The sequence below is a fragment of the Rhizobium sp. BK196 genome, from assembly GCF_014193255.1.
Lineage (GTDB): Bacteria > Pseudomonadota > Alphaproteobacteria > Rhizobiales > Rhizobiaceae > Rhizobium.
Window position 1 is genome coordinate 337,941 of the sequence record NZ_JACHZB010000004.1, and the last position, 12,640, is coordinate 350,580.

13 protein-coding genes are annotated in these 12,640 nt (G+C 58.6%); 7 read left to right on the forward strand and 6 right to left on the reverse strand.

Annotated features, from left to right (window positions below):
- The first annotated feature begins 11 nt into the window (after positions 1–11).
- Complete coding sequence (locus FHT78_RS16845) at positions 12–455, forward strand: GNAT family N-acetyltransferase (RefSeq protein ID WP_183746210.1); 444 nt, start codon at positions 12–14, stop codon at positions 453–455.
- 6 nt (positions 456–461) lie between these two features.
- Here FHT78_RS16845 and FHT78_RS16850 read toward each other — a convergent pair whose 3' ends face one another.
- The 3 genes from FHT78_RS16850 to sppA all read right to left on the reverse strand — a co-directional run bounded on the left by FHT78_RS16850 (position 462) and on the right by sppA (position 2,175).
- Entirely contained in the window at positions 462–794 is a 333-nt protein-coding gene (locus FHT78_RS16850) for a LapA family protein (protein ID WP_183746213.1), read from the reverse strand.
- Positions 795–894: 100 nt separating this feature from the next.
- Complete coding sequence (locus FHT78_RS16855) at positions 895–1,194, reverse strand: integration host factor subunit beta (RefSeq protein ID WP_003544934.1); 300 nt, start codon at positions 1,192–1,194, stop codon at positions 895–897.
- A 30-nt stretch (positions 1,195–1,224) separates the two neighbouring features.
- The gene (gene sppA / locus FHT78_RS16860; protein WP_183746216.1) at positions 1,225–2,175 is read right to left on the reverse strand and encodes a signal peptide peptidase SppA; all 951 of its coding nucleotides are present in this window, start codon (positions 2,173–2,175) and stop codon (positions 1,225–1,227) included.
- Between the two features lie 214 nt (positions 2,176–2,389).
- Between sppA and lptC the strand changes: the two genes are divergently transcribed.
- From lptC to ptsN, 6 genes are all read left to right on the forward strand, one after another.
- Positions 2,390–3,055 carry an LPS export ABC transporter periplasmic protein LptC gene (gene lptC / locus FHT78_RS16865; RefSeq protein ID WP_183746219.1) on the forward strand — a complete coding sequence of 222 codons (666 nt, stop codon included), beginning with the start codon at positions 2,390–2,392 and terminating at the stop codon, positions 3,053–3,055.
- A 13-nt stretch (positions 3,056–3,068) separates the two neighbouring features.
- The gene (locus FHT78_RS16870; protein WP_183746222.1) at positions 3,069–3,716 is read left to right on the forward strand and encodes an LptA/OstA family protein; all 648 of its coding nucleotides are present in this window, start codon (positions 3,069–3,071) and stop codon (positions 3,714–3,716) included.
- Between the two features lie 67 nt (positions 3,717–3,783).
- Positions 3,784–4,533 carry an LPS export ABC transporter ATP-binding protein gene (gene lptB / locus FHT78_RS16875; RefSeq protein ID WP_183746225.1) on the forward strand — a complete coding sequence of 250 codons (750 nt, stop codon included), beginning with the start codon at positions 3,784–3,786 and terminating at the stop codon, positions 4,531–4,533.
- Between the two features lie 155 nt (positions 4,534–4,688).
- Entirely contained in the window at positions 4,689–6,236 is a 1,548-nt protein-coding gene (rpoN, locus tag FHT78_RS16880; protein WP_183746228.1) for an RNA polymerase factor sigma-54, read from the forward strand.
- A 323-nt stretch (positions 6,237–6,559) separates the two neighbouring features.
- Entirely contained in the window at positions 6,560–7,141 is a 582-nt protein-coding gene (gene raiA / locus FHT78_RS16885; RefSeq protein ID WP_183746508.1) for a ribosome-associated translation inhibitor RaiA, read from the forward strand.
- A gap of 71 nt (positions 7,142–7,212) precedes the next feature.
- Positions 7,213–7,677 (forward strand): PTS IIA-like nitrogen regulatory protein PtsN, encoded by a 465-nt coding sequence (gene ptsN / locus FHT78_RS16890; protein WP_183746231.1) that lies wholly within the window; start codon positions 7,213–7,215, stop codon positions 7,675–7,677.
- Positions 7,678–7,752: 75 nt separating this feature from the next.
- Here the strand turns inward: ptsN and FHT78_RS16895 are convergent, their stop codons facing one another.
- The 3 genes from FHT78_RS16895 to FHT78_RS16905 form a co-directional block, all read right to left on the reverse strand.
- Positions 7,753–10,089 carry a methyl-accepting chemotaxis protein gene (locus FHT78_RS16895; protein ID WP_183746234.1) on the reverse strand — a complete coding sequence of 779 codons (2,337 nt, stop codon included), beginning with the start codon at positions 10,087–10,089 and terminating at the stop codon, positions 7,753–7,755.
- Between the two features lie 243 nt (positions 10,090–10,332).
- Positions 10,333–11,232, reverse strand: coding sequence for a ribokinase (locus FHT78_RS16900; RefSeq protein WP_183746236.1), 900 nt, complete (start codon positions 11,230–11,232; stop codon positions 10,333–10,335).
- A 43-nt stretch (positions 11,233–11,275) separates the two neighbouring features.
- Positions 11,276–12,499, reverse strand: a complete 1,224-nt coding sequence (locus tag FHT78_RS16905; protein ID WP_183746239.1) for a DNA recombination protein RmuC — start codon at positions 12,497–12,499, stop codon at positions 11,276–11,278.
- Positions 12,500–12,640: the final 141 nt, after the last annotated feature.

Sequence of the window (12,640 nt, forward strand, 5' to 3'; positions counted from 1 at the left end):
ACGCAAGATCCATGAACTGGAAAATCCGGCCGAACCGCCCCGAAGACACGATAAAGCTTGCGGAACTCTATCTGACCGTTCGGCGGCAGACTTTCACTTGGGTCGACCCCGGCAAATTTCACAGAGAGGACTTTGCGGCCCATACCAATGGCGAAGTCGTTTCCGTCTGCGAGGCGCCTGACGGGAGGATAGCCGGTTTCATCTCGATCTGGGCGGCGGATGACTTCATCCATATGCTCTATGTCTTGCCCGAATTTCAGGGCAAAGGCGCGGGAGCCGCCTTGCTGCAATCGCTTCCCGCCTGGCCGAAACACACATATCGGCTGAAATGCCTCGTCAACAACAGCCACGCAAAGACCTTCTATCTGGCGCACGGCTTCCAGGTCACCGGCAGGGGCGCCTCGACGGAAGGCGATTATGAAGAGCTGAGTTTCACTCCCGCAACGACGGAATAACGGCAATCACCGCGAGGGTAACTGCCCGGCGATCTCTTCCGCCCGCGTCTTGTGGCGGTCAGCTTCGCCCTGCCAGCGGATTGCTTCCTTAGCTTCTACGCGTGCGCGTCTGCGGTGTTTGCCTTGATTGAACCAGGTCGCAGCAGAGCCCACCAGCATGCCGATGATGAAGGCAATCAGCAGGAAAACGAAGAAGGGCGCGGCCAGGGAAAGAACCTGATCTTCCGGCCGGAACGGATTGAAGGCGAGCGTCACACTCTGCCGGTTGGCGACGCAGAAGATGATCAGGATGACACCAAGCGGCAGCAAAATCAAAAGGTTGATAATCTTCTTGGTCATATCGTTCTCCGCGCCGGTTTGGCGAAGGCAAGCTTCATGGACGCCAGAATAGAAGTGCGGCGGCGAAGTTCAAGTGCGGCGTGATGCGCGGTGCCGAGGATCAATCCTCTTCGTCGGCCTGTCCGGGGTTCAGGCGCTCGCGCAGTTCCTTGCCAGTCTTGAAGAAAGGAACCCACTTCTCCTCGACGAAGACCGTATCGCCGGTGCGCGGATTGCGACCGGAGCGGGAAGGGCGGTTCTTTACGGAAAATGCGCCGAAGCCGCGCAGTTCGACACGGTTGCCGGCGGCAAGCGCATCAGTGATCTCGTCGAGGACCGCGTTGACGATATTTTCCACATCCCGATGGTAGAGATGCGGATTGCGTGCCGCAACTATCTGCACCAATTCGGACTTGATCACGGTCGCCCCCTTAAATTATTGATTTCTTATTCAATCCTGGCCAACCTGCCAAACTGAAAGCAGCCCGTCAAGGAGCAACTTTGGGGGCAGGATGCCGTTCAGATCCTGGCCTTTGACAAGATCGCCATAACCAAGGATCGTAATCAACCGAGAAACAGCTCCAGCGAGCAGAAAGGGCGTGTTGCTCTTCTTGTCCCAGTCGACGACCGGCAGTTTGGCGCTGACGTTTCGCGAGGTCAGATAGGCGCGGATTTCCGGCTCTCCGCCGATGGCGTCAATGAGCTTCACTTTGAGCGCTTGTCGGCCTGTGTAGATAGTTCCATCGGCAAGCTTCAGCACCTCATCGTGCGGCAATTTGCGCCGGTCCGCTACGAGGTTGACGAACCAATCGTAGCTGTCGAGAACCATGTTGCGGATCATGGCCTTGGCTTCCTCGCTGGTATCGTGGAACGGCGAGGGTTCGGCCTTGAGCGGAGAGGATTTGATCTCCTGCAGCGAGACGCCGAGCTTGTCGAGAAGTGGCTGGACCTGCGGATACTGGAAGATGACGCCGATAGAGCCGGTGATCGAACTTTCGCCGGCGATGATCGTATCGCCTGCCGTCGCGATCATGTAGCCGGCGGAAGCTGCAAGCGTCCTGACGTCGGAGACGACGGGCTTCTTCTCTGCAATAGCCCGGATCGCCTTGAAAATCTTTTCGCCGCCATAAGTCGTGCCTCCGGGCGAGGAAATCGAGATCACGACTGCCTTGACCTGATCATTGTCCTTGATCTTTTCCAGCCGCTCGAGCAGCTCGTCATCGTCGGTGATCAGCCCAGAGACAGTCACATGGGCGACATGCGGCCGCGCGGTGCTGCCTTCGCTGAAGGTAAAATTATAAAGCGCAAAGCCGAGCGCAACGAGCAGCACGACCGCGGTAAGGCGCCAGAAGCCAACCCTGCGGCGCAGCAGCCGGCGGTCTGCGATGATCGAGCTGTCCATTTCAACCTCCAGAGATGCAACCCAGCGGTCGCCGCTGAGGAAATAAGGCGCAAGCTGCCGCGAGAAAATGCCCGGAAACCCGCTATTTTCGGTTTAGTTGCTTGTTGCAGAAAAAAATCCATATTGGCAAGCCAATGTAATAATGCGAAACGAACTGTGATTGACGCCGGCATCGCTATATAAGCGGCGCAATCATCACACACGGACCAGGCATATGCTCGATACCCTCAGGAATAACGGGAAGCCCGCATACGCAGGGCCAAAGGACAGCGCCTATGGCCTTGCCCGGTTCCATTCCACGCGTGTCCGTCGCCTGAAGTTCTTGCTGCCGGTCGCAGCTCTCATTATTTCCTTCATCTTCATTGCGGTCTCGGTGATCCGCACGTACCTCCCGGAAACCATCAAGATCGAGGGCGCCAAGATCGAAAATGGCAAGGTGGTGATGGAAAAGCCGGCGATCGCCGGACGTAACTCCGACGGCATCAACTATTCGATGCTCGCCGAACGCGCTCTTCAGGACATCCGCAATCCCGACCTCATCACGCTCGAGACGATCAAGGCCGCCGTACCGATGAATGACGGTCTGATGGCTCGCGTTACTGCCGCAACGGCAGATTTCAATCGCGCGACCGACAACCTTCACATGACGGCGCCGTTCACGCTCGTCTTGAGCAGCGGTCTGGTTGCGAATTTTCAGTCCGCCCATCTCGATATCAAGGGCGGAAACATGTCGACCGAGGATCCCGTCAGAATTACCAAGGACAATACTTCGATTGTTGCGCGCACCATGAATATAACGGATAAGGGGCGCGCGATCACATTCGAGGGGAATGTTCGCATGAATGTTGAATCATCCACCATCCATAAACAGGGCACCTAAAGAGCCGGGTCACATGACAAAAGATTGTCGCATTTCAACTTGCAAGACTGGCGTAGCTTTCATCACCGGCGCGCTTGCCTTCGTTCTGTCGGTCGCGGGGGCGGCCGCCCAGTCGACGACGATGCCAGGTATGAAACTTTCCAGTGATCAGCCGATCCAGATTGAAAGCAACAAACTGGAAATCCATGACCAGGAGCACACGGCGCTCTTTACCGGCGACGTCAAGGTCGTTCAGGGTACGACGACGCTACAGGCCGGCAAGATGACGGTCTATTACAAGGATAAGGCGAAGCAGCCCCAAACGGGCGGCGCCGCCCAGCCGGCACCTGCTGCCCAGCCGGCACAGGCTGCTGCCGAACAATCGAACTCGCTTGCTTCGGGCAGTGCGGATATCGACAAGATTCTGGTGACCGATAAGGTTTACCTGACCTCGGGAACGCAGACCGCAACAGCCGATGATGGCAATTTCGACATGACCTCGCAGGTCTTTATCCTTACCGGCAAGAAGGTCGTGCTCACCGACGGACCGAACGTCTTTACTGGCTGCCAGCTCACGGTTCACATGGCGACCGGTCAGGCAGAGCTTGAAAGCTGCGGTGGTCGTGTCCAGATTCAGCTCGACCCGAAATCGCAGCCGAGTCAGCAGCCAAAGCAGAACTGAGAAGTCGGCCTTTCACGTGAAGCTATTCTCCTTATCCACCAAGTCCGGCAGAGCCGCGACGGAAGCCGTGGCTCCTGTTGACAAGGCCCGTTATCAGGGAACGCTGATCGCACGCGGTCTGACCAAGACCTATGCGACGCGCCGTGTCGTCAATGGCGTTTCGCTGGTCGTGCGGCGTGGTGAGGCCGTGGGTCTTCTGGGACCGAACGGCGCTGGTAAGACCACTTGTTTCTACATGATCACCGGTCTCGTGCCGGTCGATGAGGGAACGATTGAAATCGACGGCAACGACGTGACGACGATGCCCATGTATCGCCGCTCCCGCCTCGGTGTCGGCTACCTGCCGCAGGAAGCCTCGATCTTCCGTGGGCTGACGGTGGAGGAGAATATCCGCGCCGTCCTCGAGGTGCATGAAAAGGACAAGGCGGCGCGCGAGCGCAAGCTCGACGAATTGCTCGAGGAGTTTCACATCGCGAAGCTCCGCAAGAGCGCGGCTGTGGCTCTCTCGGGCGGTGAGCGCCGGCGCCTGGAAATTGCCCGCGCGCTTGCGACCGACCCGACCTTCATGCTGCTCGACGAGCCCTTTGCCGGTGTCGACCCGATCTCGGTTGCCGATATTCAGAACCTTGTGCATCATTTGACGGCACGCGGCATCGGTGTTTTGATCACCGATCACAATGTGCGTGAAACGTTGGGGCTGATCGACCGCGCTTATATTATTCATGCCGGCGAAGTGCTGACCCATGGGCGTGCGAACGATATCGTCAACAATCCGGAAGTGCGCCGGCTTTACTTGGGCGACAATTTCAGTCTCTGAACCAGTCCCGGACGACAGAAAATTGCGGCTGCGGCATAGTTCTGCTTGACCAAATAGGATAAAAAAGCAATTTTTGGGCCAACTCGGATTTCCGTGGCCCGAAGCCTTGATCGGACGCGGTTTCCTGGAGGAGTCGAGGGAGTTTCGCGTCCGCCATGGCCCTGTCTGCCAATCTTTTTCTGAGACAGAACCAGTCCCTGGTGATGACACCGCAACTGATGCAATCCATCCAGTTGCTGCAGATGACGCATGTCGAACTCACTCAGTTCATCGCCCAGGAAGTGGAGAAGAACCCGCTCCTGGAATTTCCGTCGGGCGAAGGCGAGGGCGGCGAACGCGGCGAGGCTGCGGACGAACCACACACTCCGCAAACGGATGATGCGGGTGACGGAGAATATGAGGACCCTAGCGAAACGCTGTCCGGCGACTGGTACGATAATGGCAGCTCAAGCCGGCTGAGCGACGAGCTGGATTCCAATTACACCAATGTCTTCCCTGATGACGGCGCGCCGCAGCGTCTCGACGCACCGGAACTCATCAGCCAGTGGAAATCGATGCCGGGCAGCGCCGAAGGTGCTGACAATTACGATCTCGACGATTTCGTCGCAGGCCAGGTTTCCTTACGTGATCATCTCGCCCAGCAGATACCCTTCATACTGCCCGATATGGCCGATCGCCTAATTGCCCAGAATCTCGTCGATCAGCTCGACGATACCGGCTATCTGCAGGCAGATGTCGCGGAAGCCGGCGAGCGTCTCGGTACCGACGCAGCAGACATCGAGCGCGTGCTCTTAGCGCTGCAGACGCTCGATCCGCCAGGCGTCTTTGCCCGCAGCCTTGCCGAATGTCTGGCGATCCAGCTTCGCCAGAAGGATCGTTTCGATCCCGCCATGCAGGCGCTGGTCGAAAATCTCGAACTGCTGGCACGGCGTGACTTCATCACCCTGAAGCGCCTCTGCGGCGTCGATGAGGAAGACCTGCTCGAGATGCTCGCCGAAATTCGCCAGCTCAATCCGAAGCCAGGCAGCGGTTTTGAGGCTGGCGTTTCAGAGGCGATCATGCCTGACGTCGTCGTTCGCCCTTCCTCGGATGGCGCCTGGCTGGTCGAGCTCAATCCGGATACGTTGCCGCGGGTTCTCGTCAATCAGTCTTATTTCTCGCACGTAGCGAAGAACGGCGAGGATCATGCCTTCCTCTCCGAATGTCTGCAGAGCGCCAACTGGCTGACGCGCAGCCTCGACCAGCGCGCCAAGACCATCATGAAGGTCGCAAGCGAGATCGTGCGCCAGCAGGATGCCTTCCTCTTGCATGGAGTGGATCATCTGCGGCCACTGAACCTGAAGACGGTGGCCGAGGCGATCAAGATGCATGAATCGACGGTCAGCCGCGTCACCTCGAATAAATACATGCTGACGCCACGCGGCCTCTTCGAGCTGAAGTATTTTTTCACGGTTTCGATTAGCTCAGTCGAGGGCGGCGACAGCCATTCTGCCGAAGCCGTTCGCCACAAGATTCGCGCGCTGATCCTGCAGGAAAGTCCAGATGCGGTGCTCTCCGACGACGACATCGTCGATATGCTCAAGAAGGGTGGGATCGATCTCGCCCGTCGGACGGTCGCCAAATACCGAGAGGCGATGAACATCGCCTCCTCCGTCCAGCGCCGCAGGGAAAAACGCGCGCTGGCGAAGGTCGCCGGCTTCTGAGTTGCAACGCAAGGATGAGCTTTATGGCCGCCGCCAGGGATCGTTTATGTTGGAGACCCTCCCATTTCAGGGATTTCCGCTGCACGTTTTCCGTGTGTGCTGGGTTTCGTCGCGCCAGACTATTGACTTTCCGGAAAGCTGTCGCTAGAAGCCCGCCGCAATCGGAGCAGCGAAGGGCATCCGGGCATTATCCCCATCATCCTCATGGCACCAGGGACACGCAGACTTGAGCTCATCTTGCTTGAGATTGCGCGAAGTGCTTGGATGAGGTTAAGGCTTGGCGTAAACTGATACTCGCAAACGACCATAAGAAGGGAAACTCCATGAGTGTGCGTGTATCCGGTAAACATATGGAAATTGGTGACTCGTTCCGTCAAAAGATTGAGGACCAAATTGGTTTGGCCGTCACGAAATACTTCGACGGGGGATATTCCGGCCAAGTGATCGTGGAAAAGTCGAATTCTCGTTTTTCCGCCGATTGTAAGCTTCATCTCGATAGTGGCGTCGTGCTGCATGCCGCAGGCGAGGCCATGGATCCGCAGATTGCCTTCGATGCGGCATCCGAGCGTATCGAGAAGCGCCTGCGCCGCTACAAGCGGAAGCTCAAGGATCACCACGCCGGAAATCATCTGAACGGCAACGGCTTTGCAGAAGTCGCCTATACCGTCATGGATGCGGTTCCCGATCATGAAGACGAGGTCCCGGACGATTTCGCTCCGGCCATCGTCGCCGAAAGCACGAAGCAGCTCAAGACGATGTCTGTCGCAACCGCCGTCATGGCGCTTGACATGACCGACGAGCCGCTTCTCCTGTTCCGCAGCCCCGGCAAGGAACAAATCAACATCGTTTACCGTCGTCACGACGGAAATATTGGCTGGATCGATTCGGCCAATATCAAAGGCTGAGATCAGGACGAGGGAGCGGCGCAAGGTGCTGCTCTCTCAAATCCTGATTTCGGCGACAGAAGGAAAAAGAAATGGCATTGGCAGATTTGCTGCACCAGGATGCGATCATTCCCGCCCTCAGGGTAAATTCCAAGAAACAGTTGCTTCAGGAATTGGCAGCAAAAGCCTCCAAAACGACGGGGCTTTCCGAGCGGGAAATCTTCGATGTGATCCTACAGCGCGAACGTCTGGGCTCGACCGGCGTCGGCAACGGCATCGCCATTCCCCACGGCAAGCTCGTCAATATCCACTCCATCGTCGGTATTTTCGCTCGGCTGGAACAGCCCGTTGACTTCGAAGCGTTGGACGACCAGCCCGTCGATTTGGTGTTTCTGCTTCTGGCGCCTGAAGGTGCGGGCGCCGATCATCTGAAGGCGCTTTCACGCATCGCCCGTGTCCTGCGCGACCATGATCTGGTCGCCAAGTTACGCGCGACCGATTCCGCATCCGCGATTTATGCCTTCCTCAACGAAGAGCAGACGTCGAACGCTGCCTGATGTCTGACGATCTACCCTGAATGCAAAAAGGCGCCCGAGGGATCAGGCGCCTTTTTCTTGTCATGCGCTCAGCAATCAGAACTCTTCCCAATTGTCCTGAGCGACAGCGGTCGAGCCGAGCGACATGGCAGCGGCCCGGCGCGGTGCCGGAGCAGCCGCGCGTTGTGCCGGAGCAGCCGGCGCACGCATCTGCTGCGCGGTGGAGCGCAGTGCTGCTGCATTACTCTGCCCGGAGACGCGGAAGCGAGTGACCAGTTCCTTCAGCGTCTGAGCCTCGTCGTTCAGCGTCACGCTGGCTGCGGTGGTTTCTTCCACCATCGCGGCGTTCTGCTGCGTGACCTGATCCATCTGGTTCACGGCTTGGTTGATTTCCTTGAGGCCGACGGCCTGTTCGCTTGCCGATGCCGAGATCTGGCGGATGAGGCCGTTTATGCCCATCACCTGTTCGGCGATCTTGTGCAGCGTATCGCCGGCGCGGCCGACGAGGTCGACGCCTTCCTTGACCTGCACGGCCGAGGTGTTGATGAGTGTCTTGATCTCCTTGGCGGCATTTGCCGAACGCTGAGCGAGTTCCCTGACTTCCTGTGCCACGACCGCGAAGCCCTTGCCTGCTTCGCCGGCGCGGGCCGCTTCGACACCCGCATTCAGAGCCAGGAGATTCGTCTGGAAAGCGATCTCGTCGATGACGCCGATGATGCGCGAAACTTCCGTCGAGGACTGTTCGATGCCGTGCATGGAGGCAATCGCCTTCTTGACGACTTCACCTGACTTCTCGGCGTCTTCGCAGGCGAGATTGACATTGTCGGCCGCCGTACGGGCATTCTCGGCGCTGGAATTGACCTGGGCAGTCAGCTCGTTGAGCGCCGCTGCCGTCTCTTCGAGGCTCGCCGCCTGCTGCTCGGTACGCTTGGCAAGATCAGAGGCGCTGTTGCTGATTTCACCTGTGCCGGAGCCGATGTTGACGACGCTGAGGTTCATCGTGTTGATGGTTTCCTCAAGGCTTGCAAGAGCGGCATTGAAGTCCTGCTTGAGCTTGCCGTATTCGCCGGGGAATTCCTCTGTGATGCGGTGGCCGAGATTGCCCTGTGACAGTTCGGAAAGGCCCGCGCCGACGATCGAGACGATGTGACGCTGCAGGTTGACCGATTGTTGGCGTTCCGATTCCGAGCGGCCGCGTTCGGTTTCGGCCGCAAGGCGCTGGCTGTCCGCCTCGGCTTCGAGGCGCCGCGTATCCGCAAGCGCGAAGCGGAAGCCTTCGAGAGCCTTGGCGACCGAGCCGATTTCGTCGGCACGGTTCTGGCCGGCGACCGTCTCGTCGTATTTTCCGTCGCTCAGCCCCTTGACGCTGGAAACGAGACCGGCGAGCGGACGCTGAACAAGCGTGCGGACGGCGAAATAGAGCGCGAGCAGCACGGCTCCGAGCACGATGATGCCGTTGATGACCATCATGAAGGTCTGGTCCTGAACCGGCGCATTCATTGCCGTGTGCGGGACGTCGACCAGCACGACCCAGTTGGCGTTCAGGCCGGGTACGGCGAAGGGATAGACAACGCGGTCGAATGGATCGAGGCCGTCGAAGCTCAGGTTCTTGACGAGGCCGACCTTCATGGACGAAAGCGCAGCCTTTACGTCAGCCGAGCCGGGATTGTCGCCATAGGGCTTGGACATCAGGTTGGGCAGCGGAGCAACGATCCAGTTGCCGTTCTGGGCGATCAGCGTCACGCGGCCGGAGCCGAAGGGTCGCAGTGCCTGCACCTTGTCAGTGAGCGACTTCAGCGAAATATCGACGCCTTCCACACCGATCATCTTGCCGCCGGACATCACCGGATAGGCAATCGAGGTCAGCAGGGTCGGAACGTCGGTGCCCTCGGCGAGGTAGGGCGCCGTGATTGCGCCCTTACCGCTATCGGCAGCAAGCTTCCACCATTCGGCAGTGTAATCGTTTTCGAAGGTCGAGAACTGGATGTCGCCGGTCCTGTTCTTCGACCAGTAAGGCGTGAAGGCGCCAACCTTGTTGGTGCCTTCGTCGTTGTTGTTGGCGATTTCCGTAGTCTTGCCATCGAATGCGCCGAGCTGTTCGCAGAACCAGCTGCCGAAGGCGAAAGCGTTCTGTTCGAGGTTGGATTTCAGAATGCTGATGATGCCCTTGCGGTCGAGGATCTTGCCTTCATGTCCGCGCCCGACGACGCCCGACATGGTACGGGCAGCGCTCGCCAGCTCGCCGACATTAGCGGCAATCTCGTTGGCGATCGACTTGGCTTCCGAGTTTGCCTGATCCAATGTAAGGGTTTGAACGCGATTACGAGTCTGATCGATGAGGAAGAGGTTTGAAGCGACAAGCACCAGCGCGATGGCGACACCGGTAATGACGATGAGTTTCGCCGCAAGCGATTTCATTCTGAAAATGAACATGTGTTCCTCGGGCAAGGACGCGCCGAAGGGCCATTCTTCGGCACAGCGGGTAAGGCGTCGCTCCATCATGGAGCAGCCATAAATAGAGGCGAACCACTATCGCGGATGGACGAGGTTCGATCACCGGAATGATCGCCAGAAATCTCTTAAATTTGAATGAAATTCGCTGTATTTCGGCCGCAAAACCAGGGCGCCACCCCAAATGAGGGTGCCGTTTCATCGACTGTTCGTGGTTAGATCAGATTATAGTCTGTCTGCGACTTCGGCGGCGAGCGGTATGGAGGGTTGTGCTCCCGCCTTCAGGCAGGCGAGCGAGCCGGCGACCGCTGCACGACGGAGAGCCGAGTTGAAATCCAGCCCTTCATCGAGGCTTGCTGCGAAGTAGCCGCAGAACGTATCGCCGGCGCCGACCGTGTCGACGGGTTCGATGACGAGGCCCTGTGCACGCGCGATCTGACCATCCCGGATCGCGATGACGCCATCGCCGCCGAGCGTGACGATCAGGGTCTGGGCGGTCTCGGCATGCAGGCGCTCCAACGCCGCCTCACGATCGCCGGCACTCATGTTCTCCTGTCCCGCCAGCCGCTCGAATTCGGTCTCGTTGGCAATGACGATATCGGCCAGCCGGCCGAGGCGCGGCGCATCCGGAATGAGCGGGGCAAGATTGAGAATGCTGGTGATGCCCTTGGCGCGAGAGGCGGCAAGCGCCCGCTCGACCGCCACGACCGGAACCTCGAGCTGCAGCATCAGAATATCGCCCTCGTTCATGGCATCGACGGCAGCCTCGGCATTGTCGCCGTTCACCTCGCCGTTCGCGCCGGGAATGACCGCGATCATGTTCTCGCCGTCGCCGCCGACGAGAATGAGGGCTGTGCCGGTCGGTCCGTCGACATGGCTGACGCGGGAAAGATCGGTGCCGGCGCCGTCGAGCAGTTCGAGCGCACCTTCGGCAAATGTATCCTTGCCGACAGCGCCTGCCATATGGACATAACGGCCTGCCCGCCGTGCGGCGAGTGCCTGATTTGCGCCCTTGCCGCCGGCAGCCGTTGCGAAGCTGTTACCGGCAACTGTCTCGCCGGGCTTCGGCAGGCGCTCGGTGGTGGCGATAAGGTCCATGTTGATGGAGCCGAAAACTGTGATCATGGCATGTCCGTCCTTGCTTCGGGTCGCGACACTGCCGAAGCGATCACTCCTCGTCAACTACCCTGAGCTTGAGCAGTCCGGTCCTGCTTTCGACTGACTTCGCCGGCGGCTCGCTCACCTGCGCTTGCTTGCCGTCGCCGCCTGCTTCGAATTCCAGTGCCTCGATCTTCGCCCCGCGCTTGGTGAGTTTGTCCGCCGAGGTGATGATCTGGTCCACATCGCGCTGCGTCTGCGAGAAGTGCCCCTGCAACTTGCGCACCCGCTCGTCCAGCCGGCCGAGATCATCCATCAAGAGGGCGACTTCGCCTTGGATGACATGCGCCTGCGCCCGCATGCGCTGGTCTTTCAGCACGGCCTGAATGACTTGGATCGACAGCATCAGGAGCGAAGGCGAGACGATAACGACGCGCGCGCGGTGAGCCTTCTGCACGATCGCCTCGAAATTTTCGTGAATTTCAGCAAAGATCGATTCCGAGGGAACGAATAGAAAAGCCGTGTCCTGCGTCTCGCCCTGGATCAGATATTTCTCTGAAATATCCTTGATGTGAACTTCCATATCACGGCGAAACTGCTGACCGGCAAGTTTACCGGCATCCGTACTGCCTGCATCGCGGATCGCGTTCCACGCCTCGAGCGGAAACTTCGCGTCGATCACCAGCGGCGGTGCACCGTTCGGCATCCTGATCGTGCAGTCCGGTCGCGAGCCATTCGAAAGCGTCTGCTGGAAAGCATAGGCGCCCATGGGCAGGCCGTCTGCGACGATCGTCTCCATACGCGACTGGCCGAAAGCGCCACGCGTCTGCTTGTTGGAAAGAATGGCCTGCAGCCCGACGACATCCTTGGCGAGCGTTTGAATATTATTCTGGGCAATATCGATCACCGCCAGGCGCTCCTGCAGCTTCTGCAGGTTGTCATGCGTCGATTTGGTCTGCTCGGTCAGCGTCGAATTCATGCGCTGTGACATGCCGTCGAGGCGCTGGTTGATCGCATGGTTGAGCTCGGCCTGCCGTGCACCGAAGACTTCCGTCATGGTCGAGATGCGTCCCTGCATCTCCGCCTGTATTTTCAGAAGTTCTGCCATGCGCGCCTCGCTTTCGGCGGCGCGAAGATTGGCCTCTTCCGCTTCCTCGCGCCGGATGCCCGCATTGCGCAAGGCAAACACGATTGTCACGAGGATGAGAACGGCGAGTGCGCCTCCAGCAAGTGCAAGCACGCCGGGGCTCAGCATCGGCAAGGAAATGGTGAGTGAGTCGGATGTCGCGGTCATGCTGCACCATAACAAAATAAACGACAATATCCAGATCAAAACGTGAACAATCCACGCCGTATCACCGGTGGGAATGACGCTAATTAACTGGAGCGGAAGAAAAATTGGTCGCACATTTAACGATTGCTAAACCATATTCGC

Coding starts and splice junctions, on each gene's coding strand:
- FHT78_RS16845 (WP_183746210.1), top strand. CDS start 12: ATGAACTGGAAAATCCGGCCGAACCGCCCCGAAGACACGATAAAGCTT.
- FHT78_RS16850 (WP_183746213.1), bottom strand. CDS start 794: ATGACCAAGAAGATTATCAACCTTTTGATTTTGCTGCCGCTTGGTGTC.
- sppA (WP_183746216.1), bottom strand. CDS start 2,175: ATGGACAGCTCGATCATCGCAGACCGCCGGCTGCTGCGCCGCAGGGTT.
- lptC (WP_183746219.1), top strand. CDS start 2,390: ATGCTCGATACCCTCAGGAATAACGGGAAGCCCGCATACGCAGGGCCA.
- FHT78_RS16870 (WP_183746222.1), top strand. CDS start 3,069: ATGACAAAAGATTGTCGCATTTCAACTTGCAAGACTGGCGTAGCTTTC.
- rpoN (WP_183746228.1), top strand. CDS start 4,689: ATGGCCCTGTCTGCCAATCTTTTTCTGAGACAGAACCAGTCCCTGGTG.
- raiA (WP_183746508.1), top strand. CDS start 6,560: ATGAGTGTGCGTGTATCCGGTAAACATATGGAAATTGGTGACTCGTTC.
- ptsN (WP_183746231.1), top strand. CDS start 7,213: ATGGCATTGGCAGATTTGCTGCACCAGGATGCGATCATTCCCGCCCTC.
- FHT78_RS16895 (WP_183746234.1), bottom strand. CDS start 10,089: ATGTTCATTTTCAGAATGAAATCGCTTGCGGCGAAACTCATCGTCATT.
- FHT78_RS16900 (WP_183746236.1), bottom strand. CDS start 11,232: ATGATCACAGTTTTCGGCTCCATCAACATGGACCTTATCGCCACCACC.
- FHT78_RS16905 (WP_183746239.1), bottom strand. CDS start 12,499: ATGACCGCGACATCCGACTCACTCACCATTTCCTTGCCGATGCTGAGC.